Source organism: Sphingomonas paeninsulae (genome assembly GCF_003660165.1).
GTDB classification, from domain to species: domain Bacteria; phylum Pseudomonadota; class Alphaproteobacteria; order Sphingomonadales; family Sphingomonadaceae; genus Sphingomonas_O; species Sphingomonas_O paeninsulae.
Window position 1 is genome coordinate 2100971 of the sequence record NZ_CP032829.1, and the last position, 16575, is coordinate 2117545.

At 55.3% G+C, this 16575-nt stretch carries 14 protein-coding genes and 1 pseudogene; 9 read left to right on the forward strand and 6 right to left on the reverse strand.

Translation table 11 applies throughout. The annotated features are described in order from the left end of the window. Nucleotides 1–292: 292 nt before the first annotated feature. The 4 genes from D3Y57_RS15710 (at nucleotide 293) to D3Y57_RS15725 (ending at nucleotide 6184) form a co-directional block, all read left to right on the forward strand. On the forward strand, nucleotides 293–1123 hold the full coding sequence (locus D3Y57_RS15710; RefSeq protein WP_121154086.1) for a methyltransferase domain-containing protein: 831 nt from the start codon (nucleotides 293–295) through the stop codon (nucleotides 1121–1123). Nucleotides 1124–1265: 142 nt separating this feature from the next. Continuing rightward, the gene (locus D3Y57_RS15715; protein WP_121154088.1) at nucleotides 1266–3155 is read left to right on the forward strand and encodes a glycosyltransferase family 9 protein; all 1890 of its coding nucleotides are present in this window, start codon (nucleotides 1266–1268) and stop codon (nucleotides 3153–3155) included. After that, on the forward strand, nucleotides 3155–3622 hold the full coding sequence (locus D3Y57_RS15720) for a DUF4214 domain-containing protein (protein WP_121154090.1): 468 nt from the start codon (nucleotides 3155–3157) through the stop codon (nucleotides 3620–3622). The genes D3Y57_RS15715 and D3Y57_RS15720 overlap by 1 nt, the downstream gene beginning before the upstream one ends. Before the next feature lie 3 nt (nucleotides 3623–3625). After that, nucleotides 3626–6184, forward strand: coding sequence for a glycosyltransferase family 4 protein (locus D3Y57_RS15725; RefSeq protein WP_121154092.1), 2559 nt, complete (start codon nucleotides 3626–3628; stop codon nucleotides 6182–6184). Between the two features lie 16 nt (nucleotides 6185–6200). Here D3Y57_RS15725 and D3Y57_RS20995 read toward each other — a convergent pair. Together D3Y57_RS20995 and D3Y57_RS15745 are read right to left on the reverse strand one after the other, a co-directional pair. Next, nucleotides 6201–7146: pseudogene (locus D3Y57_RS20995) on the reverse strand (IS630 family transposase); the annotation flags it as partial. A 304-nt stretch (nucleotides 7147–7450) separates the two neighbouring features. Then, nucleotides 7451–8208, reverse strand: a protein-coding gene (locus D3Y57_RS15745) for an IS5 family transposase (protein WP_430739010.1) whose coding sequence is annotated in 2 segments (ribosomal slippage) — nucleotides 7451–7866 and nucleotides 7866–8208 — 759 coding nt in all. Because the reading frame shifts where the segments join, the coding sequence is not laid out codon by codon here. A gap of 360 nt (nucleotides 8209–8568) precedes the next feature. Here D3Y57_RS15745 and D3Y57_RS15750 point away from each other — a divergent pair. The 5 genes from D3Y57_RS15750 (at nucleotide 8569) to D3Y57_RS15770 (ending at nucleotide 13738) form a co-directional block, all read left to right on the forward strand. Continuing rightward, the gene (locus D3Y57_RS15750) at nucleotides 8569–9705 is read left to right on the forward strand and encodes a polysaccharide biosynthesis/export family protein (protein ID WP_121154098.1); all 1137 of its coding nucleotides are present in this window, start codon (nucleotides 8569–8571) and stop codon (nucleotides 9703–9705) included. Between the two features lie 129 nt (nucleotides 9706–9834). Further along, nucleotides 9835–10956, forward strand: a complete 1122-nt coding sequence (locus tag D3Y57_RS15755) for a KpsE/RkpR family capsule polysaccharide export protein (protein ID WP_205590073.1) — start codon at nucleotides 9835–9837, stop codon at nucleotides 10954–10956. Between the two features lie 7 nt (nucleotides 10957–10963). Then, nucleotides 10964–11758: an ABC transporter permease gene (locus tag D3Y57_RS15760; protein WP_121154100.1), complete on the forward strand. Its 795-nt coding sequence runs from the start codon at nucleotides 10964–10966 to the stop codon at nucleotides 11756–11758. Next, nucleotides 11755–12435: an ABC transporter ATP-binding protein gene (locus tag D3Y57_RS15765; RefSeq protein ID WP_121154102.1), complete on the forward strand. Its 681-nt coding sequence runs from the start codon at nucleotides 11755–11757 to the stop codon at nucleotides 12433–12435. The genes D3Y57_RS15760 and D3Y57_RS15765 overlap by 4 nt, the downstream gene beginning before the upstream one ends. A 247-nt stretch (nucleotides 12436–12682) precedes the next feature. Further along, nucleotides 12683–13738 carry a glycosyltransferase gene (locus D3Y57_RS15770; RefSeq protein WP_162987161.1) on the forward strand — a complete coding sequence of 352 codons (1056 nt, stop codon included), beginning with the start codon at nucleotides 12683–12685 and terminating at the stop codon, nucleotides 13736–13738. Between the two features lie 10 nt (nucleotides 13739–13748). On the opposite strand, the gene gmhB is transcribed toward D3Y57_RS15770, so the two are convergent. The 4 genes from gmhB to D3Y57_RS15790 are packed head-to-tail and all read right to left on the reverse strand — an operon-like array spanning nucleotide 13749 to nucleotide 16255. Beyond that, nucleotides 13749–14255 carry a D-glycero-beta-D-manno-heptose 1,7-bisphosphate 7-phosphatase gene (gmhB, locus tag D3Y57_RS15775; protein WP_205590074.1) on the reverse strand — a complete coding sequence of 169 codons (507 nt, stop codon included), beginning with the start codon at nucleotides 14253–14255 and terminating at the stop codon, nucleotides 13749–13751. Next, nucleotides 14252–14731: an adenylyltransferase/cytidyltransferase family protein gene (locus D3Y57_RS15780; protein WP_121154106.1), complete on the reverse strand. Its 480-nt coding sequence runs from the start codon at nucleotides 14729–14731 to the stop codon at nucleotides 14252–14254. Before D3Y57_RS15780 ends, gmhB begins: the two co-directional genes overlap by 4 nt. Further along, the gene (gene rfaE1 / locus D3Y57_RS15785) at nucleotides 14728–15681 is read right to left on the reverse strand and encodes a D-glycero-beta-D-manno-heptose-7-phosphate kinase (protein WP_121154108.1); all 954 of its coding nucleotides are present in this window, start codon (nucleotides 15679–15681) and stop codon (nucleotides 14728–14730) included. Before rfaE1 ends, D3Y57_RS15780 begins: the two co-directional genes overlap by 4 nt. Continuing rightward, complete coding sequence (locus D3Y57_RS15790; RefSeq protein WP_121154111.1) at nucleotides 15674–16255, reverse strand: D-sedoheptulose-7-phosphate isomerase; 582 nt, start codon at nucleotides 16253–16255, stop codon at nucleotides 15674–15676. The genes rfaE1 and D3Y57_RS15790 overlap by 8 nt, the downstream gene beginning before the upstream one ends. Nucleotides 16256–16575: the final 320 nt, after the last annotated feature.

Here is a 16575-nt window from a genome sequence, read left to right on the forward strand (position 1 = left end):
TAAACCTTGAGTGGCGATAACTTGAAGCTTTCTAGCAGTTTAGTCTCGTATAATGCTTGCCCTCCGAAGATTTGGCAGCAATAAAGTCACGACTGCCAAGATGGTTCGTCTGCCATAACATTATTCGTCCTGTAATCGCCTCATTATGCGGTTTGATCACATTGACCCGTTTGTGAGGCCGACTTGGGATTTCCGCTCACCGGCCGCTTCAGACAGAGGTTTCGCTCCTGGATTCCTTTCGGTACAAGACAGCCTATTCCGACACATGGCAGCCTAAAGGAGCCATCCCGCTATGAAATTCGACGACAAAGAAAGATCGGCCGCTTTCGTGAGTGCGCTCTATCATGCAATCCTAGGCCGCGACCCTGATCGAGAAGGCCTAGAGTCTCATGTTGAGCGGCATCGTAATGGCACGACCGATGAGGAAACAATTGAAGCGTTTCTTTCGTCGCCAGAGTATTGCGCTCGCGAAATCACGAAAGTACGCCACCTTGTACTCGAGCGCGAAGGGCCAGAGGGCTTGCGTTCGCTATTTTCGCTTGACTACAGTCCCCCGGGTGAGGCGGGACGTTCCTATCGCCAACGAGTTTTGTCAGGCTTTCTGGATCGCTATTGCGCAGGACCAGTTGTGCTTGACGTCGGCTACACCGGCTACGATAATCCCGATCGCAAGGCAGCTCTAGCCGGAGCTATCGGTATTGATCTTGATTACCCAGGATATGACGGATTGACTTTGCCGTTTGCAGATGACTCGGTGGATACAGTCTTTTCCAGCCATTGTCTCGAACACATAGCGGCGGATCACGCCGCGATTCAGGATTGGTTTCGGGTGTTGAAAGTCGGTGGATTCATTGTTTGCATGGTACCAAGCCAGGCACTTTATGAAAAAAGGCGTTTTCTCCCGTCGCGGTGGAATGCAGACCATAAGCGGATGTATACGCCTTCCAGCTTCTTGGAAGCTTTCGAGACTGCGTTGCAGGTCAACACTTATCGTGTCCGACACCTTTGCGAGAACGACACAGGTTTCAACTATGCGCTGGGTCCCGAAAATCATTCGGACGGTGCCTATGAAATCGAGTTGGTAATCGAAAAAATCGTTCCGCCAAGCTGGTCTTTTTGTTGATGCCGCAAGTTGCGATGGTAGCCATGCTCGCCGCAACGGAGCGCTGAAGGAAACGAGTTCACTCCTTCAATGGCATTCTATAATTGGGTGTATCAACTTGCCTTGTGCCGATTTAAGGCGACAATGGCTTTAAGGATTTTGCGTGACCAACCGGCTATCCGATGCTCCGGCAAACAACATTTTTCTAAAAGCCCTCTTTGCAAAAGATGATCTTCGCTTTCTGCAAGCAGTGTACTGGCTTTTCCTAGATCGGGAGATCGATGCGGAGGGCCGGAGCAGCTATCTACGGGACTTACGCGAGGGTTCCGGCCGTTCGGCCGTTCTGGCTATTATATCTGGATCGCACGAGGCGCTCGAAAAAGCCCGTTCGGTGCCGCTCGTTTTAATTGATATTATCGCTCGCGGGACCAATCCTTTCATTTTGGAAGAGCTGTCACGACTTGAAGACCAAGCGTTCGTGAGGCTGGCCTATCGCACAATCCTGGCACGTGACGTCGACCAGGAGGGCCTCGACCTGTACTCTGTTCTACTGCGTACTGGCCGTAGCCGCGACGCTGTTCTGCGTGATCTTCGTACATCGCGTGAGGGACGACACGTTAAGTTAGATTTGCCCGAAATCGATGGAGCGATCGCGCGTAGTTGGTTGATGCGAGTTCCGTTGCTAAGGCGCTTTGCGCGCAAATCGCTTACCACCAGCGAGAGCCGCAGCGTTCGAGACGCGCTCCATCGAATCGAAGGCAGTTTGGCAGAGTTCCGCAAACTGCCGCTTGGTAAAAAACTCACGGAAAGTCTTGTTTTAGAAGATGCGAGCTTGGAGCGGCTGAATGTGACAGCATTAGCCGAGATGCCTGCGGCGACGGGCGAATCCCGCAAGGTTACCGGCAACGTCGCAGTTTCCGCTCAAGCTTGGGCTGGGCAACTTCCTATCCGGCGCATCCTGCTGCTGAAACTAGATCATATTGGCGATTTCTTTGTTAGCGTGCGCGCCATGGTTATGCTGCGTGACGCATGGCCTGACGCGTTTATCACACTCGTTTGTGGCCCATGGAACGTGCAGCTTGCCAAGCAATTGAACATCTTTGATGAGATACGGGCATATAGCTTTTTCACGGCGAAAACCGGGGAGGAGGAATTCGATTGGGATGCCAAGGATTGGGCTGCCCGCTGCGATGGCATTCGCGCGCTTGATTTAGGCGCCTTCGATCTTGCCGTAGATCTACGCCACGACGTCGATACGCGTCCGATTTTGACCCGGATCGAGACTAAGTTGCGCGCTGGTTTCGCCTCCACGGGCGGCCGACTGCCCTCCACACCGCCATTAGATCTTTTCATCATCGAAGTTCCTGCAGACCTTCGCGATCAAATGCATGCCGAAGCTCGACTAATCGCATTGGCCTCGATGGTTGTCGAGACTTTATCTCCGCCCACCGAGCACCCAATCCGCCGACTAATTAGGCCAGGTGTTATAAAGCCTTTCGAGGACCGTCCTTACGTGATCTTTGCGCCCGGTGCCGGGTCCCCGAACCGGGCTTGGCCCGCTGAGAATTTCGCCGCGCTCATGCGCAAAACTCTCGATACATGGCAGGCCGGCCTCGTGCTTATCGGATCAAACAGTGAGCGAGAGGTAAACGCTGGTATCGCTCAGCACTTTAGCGAGAAGGATTGTGCCGATCTGACGGGAGGGGCACTGGCCGATCTCGCCGCGCTTATCGATACCGCTAGCGTGTTCGTTGGCAACGATACCGGTAGCGGCCACCTATCGGCGTTGCTAGGGACGCCGACGCTGTGCATTTATGCTGGCGTAAGCGATCCACGCGTCTGGCAGCCGGTAGGGCCGTACGTGTCGATCGTTCATTCGCAGACTCCCTGCTCTTACTGCCACATAAATTTGCGCAAGGACTGTCGATACGAACTGCGATGCCTGTCAGAGATCGGAGTTGAAATGGCTTGGGTCGAGCTTGAGCGGCTTCGCACGAAGAGCTCGGCTCGAATAACTCTTGCCAAATCGATGCATAAAGGAGTGTTATCCTGATGCATCTCAACGATTTGTACGAGTGTGGCAATGAGCGATTCGTCTTAAATTGCTACCATCTGATCCTAGGCCGCGAGCCCGATGAAGAAGGGTTTCTTCATCACCTAAGCATGTTGCAGCAAGGACGTTCGCGCCTGCGGATAGTGCGCGGCATGATGCGCTCGAGCGAGGCTCGCCGCCGGGGTGCTCGCTTCGCGGGGCTACGCGGGGCTTTAGTGTGGGACTGGGTAATTCGCCGGAGTTATATCGGCCCGTGGCTCAACCGGATCGCATGGGCGCGCACTTCGAACGAAACGCTAACCCGTATCTGGAGCTTGGAGGAGGGCTGCAGAAAGCTCGTGCAAATGGCCGCCGATGATGCCGCTGCCAGGGAACAGCAAGGTCAGCACTCCAAAGTCAAAAGTAGCGAAGCGAGCGCCGGGCTCTCGCCGCGTGGCTTGGAAATCTTCAACGAATTGCGAGCATAAGCAATGCGCATCATCATAGACATGCAGGCGTGTCAATCGCCATTTTCCGCTATGCGTGGGGTTGGTCGCTACACCGACAACCTCGTGCGCGCACTCCTTGCCATAGCGGACCGGCACGAGATCTATCTAGCTTTCAACGGCGCGCTTGTGGACTCCGTCGAGCGCCTGCGCCAAGACTTTTCCGGCCTCGTTCCACCCGAACGGATGGTCGTGTTCAGCCATTATTTGCAAACCCAATTTGCCGCCGGCCGCGAGATCACACGCCCCCGGGAAGAGATCGTGCGCGTCGCAGAAATCGCTTGGCAAACCTTTCTCAACGCTGTTCAGCCGGATATTATTTTTTCCCCTAACCTTCAGGAGGGTTTCTCCGATCCCGCGATCACCAGCGTGCGCGGCGTAAAGTCGAGCGCCCTTTACGTGACGACGCTGCACGACCTCATTCCGTACCATTTCGAAGATGAATTGTTATCCGATAGCAACGTTCGCGACTGGTACGAAGAAAAGATTCGGTATGTTGTGAATAGCGATGTTATCGTGACAGTATCGCACGCCACTAGAAACGATATGGTCGAGATTCTATCGATACCGGAAGACAAGATTCACGTCATTCATTCTGGATTCGACGCCACTCTCTTCCGCAGTGAAATAGCTGCCGACGAACAAAGTCGCGTACGATTGAAATATGGATTGGGCGAAAGTTTCATTTTCTACTTTGGAGGAGGAGACCCCTGCAAAAATATTGCACGCCTGTTGAAAGCCTATAGCCTTTTGGACGAGACAACACGCCAAGGGGTACCGCTCGTTCTCGGTGGCAAGTCGTTCGAGCACGACCGATACGGCGACATGCACAATATCCTGCAGAAAAACCTTGCCGAACTGGGTCTCGACGCGGGAAATGTAATAACGCCGGGTTTCATTGCCGACGCGGACTTGCCGGCATTGCTCGCGGCTAGCAGCTGCTTCATCGTCCCATCCACATTTGAAGGCTTCGGCCTGCCCGCGCTCGAAGCGATGGCATGCGGCGCGCCGGTTATCGGATCCAACCAATCTGGCGTGGCGGAAGTCATTGCCAATCCGAACGCATTATTCGACCCCTATGATCCGCACTCCATCTCGCAAAAGATTCACCAAGTCTTGGAAGATGGCGACTTTCGCTCGGAGCTGCGCCAAGCCGGCCTCATGCGAGCTGCCGATTTTTCCTGGGCATCGGCGGCAAAGGAGTTTTTGGCCATCTGCGAAAAAGCCTTTGGTGAACGTCGTGTTGGACCGGAGGGATATTCGGGCGAACCGCTCCGTAAAGCGACCAACGCCATGCGTCCCTTCACTTCTGCGCTCGACGGCACCGAATTGTCGGCACTGGCACGAACGCTCGATGAAAGCTTTCCACCTCCAGGCCGAACGACTCTCTATCTGGACGTCAGTTCGGTCGTCCTGCAGGACGACCGATCGGGCATTCAGCGCGTCACGCGAGCGATCGCAACGGAAATGCTAGACAACCCACCATCCGGAATCCTCGTCGAACTAATCTATGCGTCTCCCGACCACGACAACTTTTATCGGGCGAACGAATACAAACGCAGCGGGCTCGGGCTCGAGGCCGCTGGAGCCGATGACTACGTCGCCTTCCAACCGGGCGACTTTTTGGTTTTCCTCGACCTTGCCCCACGCATGGCGATCAACCATCATCGCTACATCCGCTATCTGCGAGACATGGGCGTCAGCGTCTACTTCTTCGTGCACGATCTGATTCCTCTACAGCGGCCCGAATGGTTTTCAGCTGGCGGCGTCGAGGAGTTCCGAGAATGGATGGATACGGTTGTTACCGCAGACGGGGCACTATGCTCGTCAGAAGCCGTCGCCAACGATGTTCGGGACTATGTGCTACCGCGGCTTTCGCCGGGCCATCGTCCTTATCGTATTGGATATTCTCATCTCGGCACCGACATTGCGCGGTCGGCCCCAAGTATGGGACTGCCGGTCGATGCCCAATCGGTATTGGCAGAACTGAAAGCGCGCCCTACTTTTTTAATGCTTGGAACGTTGGAGCCACGCAAGGCTCATCGCCAAGCACTGGCAGCATTTCAGATGCTGTGGCGCGAGGGAATCGGCGTCAATCTGGTGATCGTTGGCCGTTGGGGCTGGAAAATGGGCAACTTCGACCAGGAATTGCGCGATCATCGCGAAATGAGTCGGCGTTTATTTTGGCTTAACGGCATAAGCGATGCATATCTTGAACTAATTTTCGCGGAGTGCAACTGCTTGCTCGCCGCGTCGGAAGCCGAAGGGTTTGGGCTACCGTTAGTCGAGGCTGCGCAGCGTGGCCTGCTCATTATCGCGCGCGACATTCCAGTCTTTCGTGAAGTGACCCAAGGTCACGCAGAGTTTTTTCCTGATACCCAGGAACCAGCTGCAATCGCCGATACGGTGCGGGATTGGACTTTGCGTACCTTGTCGGGATCCGTCGAAGCTCCGCGCGGAATTGAGACACGCCGTTGGCGGCAAACGGTGGATGGACTGAAAGAAATGATCTTTGGGGGGAAGTGGTTGTATAACCTCCCCTAGTGTTCGGTCGCAGTGATTATGACTCGTTGAGCGCTGGCGTGGGATAGGATTTGGCCATTTTCAGTCGGGCCTTATCGGTGGAGAACATCCAGCGGATCTGAGCACCGCTTTCGGTGCGGCGCCGCTCCCAGGCGTGGATCTGCGTTTCGAGCAGTTCGCGGTTGTCGATGCGGCGGTCAAGACATTGTCGGCGCATGACGCCGATCTCGATTTCGGCCATGTTGAGCCAACTGGCGTGCTTGGGTGTGTAGTGGAACTCCAGACGCCGCAAGATCCGCCGTGCTTCGACGGCGGGGAAGGTTTGATAGATGGCGGAGGCGGTGTGAGTTGATAGGTTATCCATCACGACGCGGATCTTGTCGGCGTCGTGATAGTCCCCATCGACCAGGTCGCGCATGCAGATGGCGAAGTCCTGATTGGCGCGCCGATCGGTGACCTTGACCTTACGCCATGACCGGTTGGCGTCGATCATGACAAAAAGGTTGGCCGTGCCGTTCCGCTTGTACTCAGAATCGTAGCGATAGCGTTTCCCAGGTTTCGGCGTGATGGGCACGCGGAACTCGCCAATGAGTTGGATTGGACTTTCGTCAAAGCAGATTCACCGGTCGCTTGGGATCATGAGGTTCAGCATAGAGATCGAGGAGATCTTCCATGCGGGCGATGTATTCGCCATCGATCCTGGCGATACACCAAATTTGCTTTTGCCAGGGTTTCAGATCGTTATCGTCGAGTCGGCGGCGGATGGTCTCGCGTGAGACACTCTGGTGTTCGATCACTTCGACCAGAGCGTTGGCCAGAAGCTTCAAAGTCCGCCGAACGCATCCCTCAGGCGGATTCGAGCAAGCCAGGGCGACCAGTTGCACCTTTTCGTTGCCGCTCAGCTTTCGAGCCGCTCCCGGTCGTGGCTCTTCGCTGAGGGCGGCCTCTAGGCCGATCTCTACAAAACGTTTTTTGGTGCGATGCCAAATACGCGGGCGACGCTGGCGCGGTTCACCGGCAAACAGGGGCAGTATCTCGCCTTCATATGGGCCTATGCGCAGATTAACCGCCGCGCTCCGGCGGAGGCCGACTTCTAACGCTACTTCAAGGCCACCGCAACGTCAGTTCACCAAATGCTCAAGACCCTCGACCAGCTCGGATTGATCGACAAGCAGCCCGGTGTCGCGCGAAGCATTCAGTTGCTCATCCCGCCCCACGAACTACCCATTCTCGGAATGGACTAACTCGTCATAATCACTGCGACGGCAAACTAGGACGGATCGACATTCATCTTAACCAGACCATAGCGGCGGCAAGGTGTACGAAGCCGGAGAAATGGATAGTGCGTCGATCATAGCGGGTGGCGAACCGACGAAAATGTTTGAGGCGGCCGAAGCATCGCTCGATCTGATTGCGATGTTTGTAGATGGCGGTGTTGTGGGGAATGAAGACCTTGCGGTTGCGCTTGGACGGGATCACCGCCTCGGCGTTCATGGCTGCAATGCGCGCACGTAAGGCATTGCCGTCATAAGCTTTGTCAGCGAGTACGGCCTGTGCTGTCAGACCTTCGAGAAGGTCGGGCGCAGCATTAATGTCGCTGGCTTGGCCAGGTGTGATGCAAAATCGTACAGGCCGGCCGAGCGTATCTGCGAGCATGTGGATCTTGGTCGTCAGTCCGCCTCGGGAACGCCCCAGCGCCTGGTCCTTGGCCCCCCTTTTCCGGACGCTGCCTGCTGGTGGGCGCGAACGATGGTACTGTCGATCCTGAGATAGCTGTTGTCGCGGTCGGCGGCGAGCGTGTCGAATACCCGCTCCCACACGCCAGCGTGGCACCACCGGCTGAACCGTCGATGCACCGTCTTCCACCGCCCATAGCGCTCTGGTAGATCGCACCAGTGTGCGCCGGATCGCAAAATCCACAAACATCCGTTCACGAACAAGCGGTTATCCGATCCCGTGCGCCCGGGATCGCTTACCTTGCCCGGCACCAACAGCGCAATCCTTGCCCACTGCGCCTCATTCAACTCGTATCGCCTAGTCCCCATCGTCCGCTCCGCGTCTCAACATGGTGCCTCATGAATCAGACATCACTCCCTTTGGGAATCCTGAATGTCGATCCGCCCTAGTGGGTCAACACGGAGGAGAGCTGGCGACAGAAGTTCGAAACAGCGTCTGCGCAGGCTTGACGCTCCGATGCGGCCTAAGCGCAGATATATTCCGCCAAGGGCCTTGTCGCCGCCCCCGTAGAACGCTTGCAGCCTTGCGATGGACGGGGCCAACCTCTAAGGCTTCCGGGACTTGGAAGCGAAACTTCCAGAAAACAAGGGCCTTCCATGCGCGCAGCCGTGAGACTTCTACTGCAGCGATCAGTAAAACTCCCAATCCTCAGTCTTCTATCGTCAACGATGATTCTCTCGCTGTCGGCCTGCGGTGCCGGCGTGTTTTTCGGTGCCGACGGGCCATCGACCGCCCGCATCAAAAAGGCTGGCGGAGAAAGCGGCTATGGGGCGCTTCTGCTTGAAGTGAACGAACAGACCGCCGCTCGCGCTAGCATAGCGGCACGCTCTCCCAGTTTTGCCGAGGTGTTGGGCGAAGGACAACCTTTTGGCACTATTATCGCTCCGGGGGACACACTAGGGATAACGATCTACGAAGCGCCGCCTGCGGTGCTGTTTGGCGCGGCCGCCCTCGACACCAGCAGTCTGTCGGCAGGATCTTCGCAACGCGGCAGCTCGCTGCCGTTGCTTCAAGTCTCTAATGCTGGGATGGTGGACATCCCTTTCGCAGGACGCGTCCGTGCGGCTGGTCTTTCGCCACAGGATTTGGCCCGCGACATCGCCGCGCGATTAGTCGGTAAGGCGCACAGTCCACAGGTGTTGGTCAATATCGGTGAGAATGGGACTTCAGGAGTAACTGTAGTAGGCGAAGTTGCCAAGAGTACCCGCCTGACGCTTACCCCACGGGGAGAGCGCTTGCTTGATGCCCTAGCCGCAGGCGGGGGAGCCCGCGAAGCGGTCGATAAGGTTTCGATACAAATGACGCGCGGAAGCGCGGTCGTGGGAATGCCACTCGAGCGCGTGATCCGCGATCCGCAGCAAAACGTCTATCTGCGTCCCGGCGATATCGTCACGGTCTACTATCAATCTCAGAGTTTCACCGTGCTCGGCGCATCCGGTAAGAACGATGAGGTGAAGTTCGAAGCTCAAGGCATAACACTGGCGCAAGCATTGGGAAGAATTGGTGGAATCCGAGATGACCGGGCAAATCCGCACGGCGTTTTCATATTCCGGCTCGAAGAACCGGCCGCGATTAATGCCGCTGACATCGGCACCATTCAACATACCCCGGAAGGAAAGATCCCGGTTATATATCGGGTCGATATGCGCAATCCTGCGACCTTTTTCGCTGCTCAGCATTTCATCATGCGTGACCATGACGTTGTCTTCGTTACAAGTGCGCCTTCTGCCGATCTACAGAAATTTGTTAATATTATTGGTGCCGCCATCTATCCTCTCGTTACCATAAAGGCTGCAGGATTCTGACGTTTTTCGATCAATTCATAAACGCTTGGACCTCGTTCCCCCGACTATGTCGATGGCTGCAAGGCAGAGATATTCGCATTAACACGGTCTCGTGTTGTCTCATAAACTCCAAAGAATAGTGACAAAATCGTGTCCGCTAAAAATTTCAAAGCAACTACTGCCGGATTGACGAGGCTTCCAAGATTGTTTTGGTTTGCTACAGCGCTGCCAACGATATGCGCGCTGCTATATTACGGGTTGTTTGCCTCCAACGTTTACATATCTGAATCACGATTTGTAGTTCGTAGTCCAGACAAGCCTGCGGTCAGCGGACTCGGATTACTTGTAAAAAGTTCGGGCCTCTCCACTTCGGGTGATGAGATATACGCCACGAAAGACTATCTGACTTCGCGCGACGCTCTGAGGGCGATCAATCGCGGAAGCGCGTTCGAGCGAGCATTTACCAATACTGATGTGTCCGTCTTCGATCGATTTGATGGCATCCTTGGAAACCGCTCATTCGAAAATCTGTATAAATATTACGATGGCAAGGTTAAGGTGGAGTATGACTCAGCGAGTTCAATCACTACTCTGACTGTCCGTGCTTATAATCCCAAAAGCGCCCAGCAGTTCAATGAACAATTGCTTGAAATGGCTGAACAGACAGTCAATCGAATGAGCGAGCGTGGGCGGCGTGATCTCATTAGCGTTGCGCAAAATGAGGTGAGTAATGCCAAGCAACAGGCTCAGGATGCTGCCGCCGCCCTTGCCAGCTATCGAGATCGACAGGGTCTGATCGATCCTGAAAAACAGGCCGCTATCCAGATGCAGATGATCTCCAAACTTCAAGATGGACTGATTACGACCAAAACACAATTACTCGAACTTCGCTCGTTAGCACCCGCAAGCCCGCAAATTCCGGTCCTAGAAACGCGTGCTAAAGGCCTTGCCCGCGAAATCGAAGGTCAAATTGGCGCAGTCGCAGGGAGTAAGGGTTCCCTTGCAGCCTCTGCTGTACAATATCAGCGTTTTTCAATAGCAAACCAGTTCGCAGAGAAGCAACTTGCAAGCGCGCTTGCCTCTCTAGAGGAAAGCCGCAGTGAGGCTCGGCGCAAGCACGCATATGTCGAGCGTGTCGTTCAACCAAATCTTCCCGATAATCCGCTCGAGCCCCGCAGGCTACGAGGTGTTTTTTCAGTATTTGTGCTGGGGTTGGTGGCTTGGGGCCTCCTGTCAATGCTGCTGGCGGGTTTAATGGAACATCGGGATTAACGTTGGCATGCCTAACTCCGTGACCTCGATAGGGCGCAGCGTAGCCGTGCAGAGCCGGGTGATCTATGCGCTTCTTTTGCGCGAAATACTTACACGATATGGACGTCATAACATTGGGTTTTTATGGCTTTTTGTAGAACCCATAACTTTTACAACCGGTGTGACGGTCTTGTGGACTCTCAGCAAGGCAGTGCATGGGTCCAACATTCCAATCGTGGCGTTTGCGCTCACGGGGTACTCAAGTGTGCTGCTTTGGCGTAACATGCCATCGCGTTGCATTCACGCGATCGAAACCAATCGTTCTCTTATGTATCACCGCAATGTGCGCGCGCTAGATATTTTCTTGTCGAGACTTTTACTCGAGGCGGCGGGTGCAACTTGTTCTTTTGTTGTGCTGTCGATATTTTATATTTACATTGGATGGCTGGAGCCGCCGGCTGACGTTCTAACTGTCGCCGTGGGTTGGGTTCTATTGGCATGGTTTGGCATGGCGCTGGCAATTTTCTTAGGTGCGCTTTCGGAGAAAAGCGAGTTGGTAGACAAGATCTGGCACCCATTATCTTACCTGATCTTTCCTCTATCGGGAGCAGTTTTCATGGTCGACGCCTTGCCAACAAGCGTACAGAAACTTGCTTTGCTTATCCCTATGGTAAATGGCGTCGAAATATTACGGGAAGGATACTTCGGTCATTTAGTGCGACCCCATTACGATCTTCCTTATCTGGTGACTTGCTGCATAGTGTTGACGTTTGCAGGCCTTGTTCAACTTTCGGATGTTGCGCGCAAGATAACGCCGCAATGATACGCTTTGAAAATGTCATTAAGACATATCCAACACGGCTCGGAGAGCGGGTGATATTGGACAATGTGTCTTTTACGCTTGAGCGCGGTGAAAAGCTTGGTGTTATGGGTCGAAATGGAGCAGGTAAATCGACGCTTGTTCGACTGGTCAGCGGCGCAGAAAGTCCCAACTCGGGCAGAATAGACCATAGTATGTCGGTTTCTTGGCCTTTGGCCTTCGGGGGAGCCTTTCAAGACGGGTTAACCGGTCAGGACAATCTGAAGTTTATCAGTCGTATCTACAATCAAGATTTTCGCCAAAACCTGGACTTTGTGGAGCAATTCGCGGAGCTTGGTACCTACCTGCGTGAGCCGGTGAGCTCATATTCCTCGGGTATGCGCGCCAGACTTGCGTTCGCTATCTCAATGATCATCGAATTTGATTGTTACTTAATTGACGAGATCAGCGCGGTTGGCGACGTACGTTTTCACGAAAAGTGTCAAGTCGAGCTTTTTGAACGTCGCAGCGACCGCGCCATGCTAATTGTCTCGCACGATATCAATTATGTACACGCGCATTGCCAGCGCTTTGCGGTCCTCCATCAGGGACATCTCAAGTTTTTTGATGATTTCGATGCCGCATACCAGGCGCATCTCGACGCCATGCACGTCGAGGGCTATCAGTTTTCCGCACTGTGACTGCCAAGGCCAACACCGGCCAATTAGGCCCTGCCGTGTGCTGAAGCGAATCTGGCGTTTACGCCAGCGCTTGGAATTGCCAGCGCATGGCTTGCATCAGACACTATTTCCGCGCGCGTTGCGCTCTTGGCGCGTTCGACGTTGCTCTCAACACCGCCCAGACTGCTCTTCGCCTTTACACCGCACGCTCTACATCGATGTAGCAGTTGTAAGCGTAAATGATGCCGGCACAGGAATTCAGCGGGTCGTGCGCGCGCTAGCGCTCGGCTTGGCTCGACAGAAGCCTCCTGGTTGGCAAATCCAGTTTGTCGCCGCCACGCGCGAGCAGCCCTACCATTGCGTGGCCTGGCCTGATTCGGACACAAATAGCGAGAAGCTCCAACTTATCCAGTTCCGCCCCGGCGATGTATTCGTTGGCCTCGATTACTCTTTAAACGCGCTCCGCTGGCACCGTCGCCAGATCGCAAGCTTTCGTCGTCAAGGCGGCATTATTTGGTTTTTGGTTCACGATCTTTTGCCGGCACAACGGCCCGACTGGTTTTCTTCCAACACAGTTTTACGCCATCAGATATGGCTCGATACCGTAGCTGCTATCGCTGACGGCTTTCTGTGCAACTCACGACAAACCGAAGCAGATATCATCGAGGCACTAAAAGTATACGGTCTTGCTTCAGGTGATTTCCGGACATGCGTCCTGCCAATGGGGCATGACATCCGCGAGGCTCCCCACATGGCGTTGGTGGAAAATGACAGCGGGTGTGAAGGGATACATGCGCTTCGTGGCAAATCTTTCTTTCTCAAAGTTGGAACGCTAGAACCCCGTAAAGGCCATATCGATCTAATCCGCGCTTTTGAAACGCTGTGGGCAAATGGATTTGACCAAACACTTGTCTTGCTCGGCCGCCGTGGATGGCACGTTGATGACCTATGCGAAGCAATCACCACACATCCAGAATATGGTCGGCGGCTGATCTGGCTCGACAACGTGAATGACGCCGGTCTTATCGAAGCTTTTCGTGAAAGCGAAGGTGTGCTTGTGGCCTCGCTTGCGGAAGGATTCGGCCTGCCGCTGATCGAGGCGCTGGGCCACGGCAAACCAGTGTTGGCACGTGACATACCGGTTTTTAAATTGCACGAGCCAAACGGCGTGTGGTTCTTTCCGGCTGATGCATCGTCTCAAACTTTGGCTGATTATATTTTTCGTTGGCGCCTAGCCATTCGTGCCGGTGCCGTAATTATCCATCCGCCAAAAGGCGGATGGGAGGCATCAGTGCAGACGCTGCTCGCTGCGGTTACCGCTTGATTACACTTGTTCAATGGAGAATAATATCTTTGAGCATGAAACGTGGCGGATCGAGCAGATAGCTCTGTCCAACGCCTGCGGCCCCCGCCGCGAGGATATCGCTGTCTTTGTCGCCGACTAGGATTGAATTTCCAAGATCTATATCGTGCTCGCACGCAGCCTGAAGAATCATGCCCGGCTGCGGCTTGCGGCACCTGCATGCAATTGCAAATTGCGCGACTATACCGTCGGGATGATGTGGGCAGTGATAGATGCCGTCGAAGTTGATTTTCTCTTCCGCGAACACCGCGCGCATGTGCGCCTCAAGCGTGAAATACTCTGCGAGCGAGAAATAACCGCGCGCGATGCCGGACTGGTTGGTAACCACGATTAAAGCGTAGCCCAGCGTGCGCGCACGGCGCAGCGCGTCGAATACGCCGTCGATGACCTCGAACTGCTCCGGACGGAAAATGTAATGGCTATCGATATTGATGACGCCGTCCCGGTCTAGGAACAGCGCGCGCCGCCTGGCGGTCAAGGTTTGCTCTTACGGATACGCTTTACTAATGCGGTGGTGGAATATCCGGGCCGAAAGGCAATAGCGTGAGCCTCGCCACCATACGATCGGACAAAGCGACTCTCGTCGAGCGTCTCGATGTCATAATCGCCGCCTTTGACATAGATGTCCGGGTGGACCGCGTGGAGAAGCTCGATTGGCGTGCGTTCGCTAAAGGACGTCACAAGCGCGACCGATTCGAGCGCTGCCAGCATGAAAGCCCGGTCTGCCTCCGAGTTGATTGGCCGGTCATCACCTTTTCCGAGTAGCCGTGCCGAGGAATCTGTGTTGATACCAACGATGAGCGCACCGCCAAGGCTGCGCGCGCGCGCGAGATAGTCGGCATGCCCGGGGTGCAAAAGGTCGAACACGCCGTTCGTGAAGACCAATGGACGGGCAACTGAAGCTAAACGTTCATCGATCTCGGAGCGCGAGACGATCTTATCCGCCGGGCTCATTCCTTTTCGCTCGCTGGTAACGGCGGACGCGCGTTTATCACTTCGTTGAACTCGACAATTGAAGTGCCGAGCTTGCCGACCGCGATGCCGGCCGCGGTGTTGGCAAAGGCTACCGCCTCTTCCCAACTCCTGCCGCTTCCTAGCATCACGGCGATACCTGCAATCATGGTGTCCCCCGCGCCTGACACATCGAACACTTCGCTCGCGCGCGCCGGCTGGTGTAGCGCATGCCCCTCGCGGTACAGCTTCATCCCCTGCTCGCTCATCGTCAGCAACAACGCATCCATTCCGAGGCGCGCGCGCAATGCCTCCGCCTTGTCGTCCATCTCTGCGACGTTGCTCCATCCGCCGACCGCGTCCGACAATTCTGCTCGATTGGGGGTGACGGCCGTCGCGCCGGCATAGCGCTGATAGTCCTGGCCCTTGGGATCGACGAGCACGGTCTTTCCGTGGCGTCGCGCGATCGCTATTAACGCTTCGATGGCATGCAGTGCCCCCTTACCATAATCCGACAGGATGACAATGTCGGCTAAGGTGACGATCTCTTCGAAATCGGCGCGCTTGGCCTCTAGCGACTCGTGCGATGGCGCCTCCTCGAAATCGACCCGCAGCATTTGCTGGTTCTGGCTGATCAGCCGAAGCTTCAACGTCGTCCGGATTCCGGGATCTACATTCAACCGATGCGCGACCCCTGCCTCGTCCAGCGCGTCGCGGAGGCGGTCGGCGGTGGCGTCGGCACCGACAACTGAAAGCAGCGTGGCCTGAGCGCCGAGCGACACGACGTTGCGCGCGACATTGGCGGCCCCGCCGGGGCGTACATCGCTACGCGTCACATGTACGATCGGTACCGGCGCTTCGGGCGATATCCGGCGAACGTCGCCAAACCAATATTCGTCGAGCATCACGTCCCCGACGATCAGGACACGAACCCCTGCGACGAGATCACGCATCGGCAGGTTGAAAGACGGTATCGAGATAAGCGCAGATCGCGTGATAGACAATCTGGTGCGCGGACTGGATTTGGTCTGTGTGCTCGAGCGGGACGACGATCGAAAAGTCGCTCATCGCTGCGAGCTTACCGCCAGACCGTCCCAGCAACCCGAGCGTCGTGGCGCCAATGGCATGGGCCGCTTCGAACGCCCGCATCACATTCGTCGAATTGCCAGAGGTAGAGATGCCCCAAACAACATCGTCGGGTTGAGCGAGCGCTTCGACCTGCCTGCTGAACACCGTCTCATACGCATAATCGTTGCTCCATGCCGTTAGCACCGAGCTGTCTGTAGTCAGCGCGATCGCTGCGAGGCCACGCCGTTCGATTTTGAAACGACCGACGAGTTCCGCCGCGATATGCTGGGCATCCGCTGCGGACCCGCCATTGCCCATAATTAGAATTTTCTTGCCTGCCTGCAGTGCCTCCGCCAACGCTTCCGCCGACGGTACAATCGTAGCGGCAAATTCTGGCGTAAGCGCGCGCCGTAGCTCAGCAATGGCAATAGCCACGTCATCAACGATCGAATACGCCATATCAACTCTCCGCATTTCAATCTTCGCATGCTGTAGTCTGCAATAACGCAATGCGATAGCGCGACCATTGTGGTCCTTGCCGCTCCCGCATTGCAGCTGTCAACGCCCGTAGTGCGGCTGCGCAACTTTCGGGTTGGATGAACGGCGGAACGTGTCAACGATTGTGAGACAGCCGGATCAAGAGATTAGGCTATCGTAATTCGCTCGTTGGTTGGTGGATTGATCCAGACCGCGGTTGGTTTCTGTGGCGGCTTTGGAGCTCGATTGACGAAGCGTTCCGAGGTTGTGCGGAAAGCCTGGTCAAGGATAGTTCAGGCGAT

Bases quoted from the DNA above. Each gene is read 5' to 3' on its own strand.
- D3Y57_RS15710 (WP_121154086.1), top strand. From the start codon at position 293: ATGAAATTCGACGACAAAGAAAGATCGGCCGCTTTCGTGAGTGCGCTC.
- D3Y57_RS15720 (WP_121154090.1), top strand. From the start codon at position 3,155: ATGCATCTCAACGATTTGTACGAGTGTGGCAATGAGCGATTCGTCTTA.
- D3Y57_RS15725 (WP_121154092.1), top strand. From the start codon at position 3,626: ATGCGCATCATCATAGACATGCAGGCGTGTCAATCGCCATTTTCCGCT.
- D3Y57_RS15750 (WP_121154098.1), top strand. From the start codon at position 8,569: ATGATTCTCTCGCTGTCGGCCTGCGGTGCCGGCGTGTTTTTCGGTGCC.
- D3Y57_RS15760 (WP_121154100.1), top strand. From the start codon at position 10,964: ATGCCTAACTCCGTGACCTCGATAGGGCGCAGCGTAGCCGTGCAGAGC.
- D3Y57_RS15765 (WP_121154102.1), top strand. From the start codon at position 11,755: ATGATACGCTTTGAAAATGTCATTAAGACATATCCAACACGGCTCGGA.
- D3Y57_RS15780 (WP_121154106.1), bottom strand. From the start codon at position 14,731: ATGAGCCCGGCGGATAAGATCGTCTCGCGCTCCGAGATCGATGAACGT.
- rfaE1 (WP_121154108.1), bottom strand. From the start codon at position 15,681: ATGCGTGATCTCGTCGCAGGGGTTCGTGTCCTGATCGTCGGGGACGTG.
- D3Y57_RS15790 (WP_121154111.1), bottom strand. From the start codon at position 16,255: ATGGCGTATTCGATCGTTGATGACGTGGCTATTGCCATTGCTGAGCTA.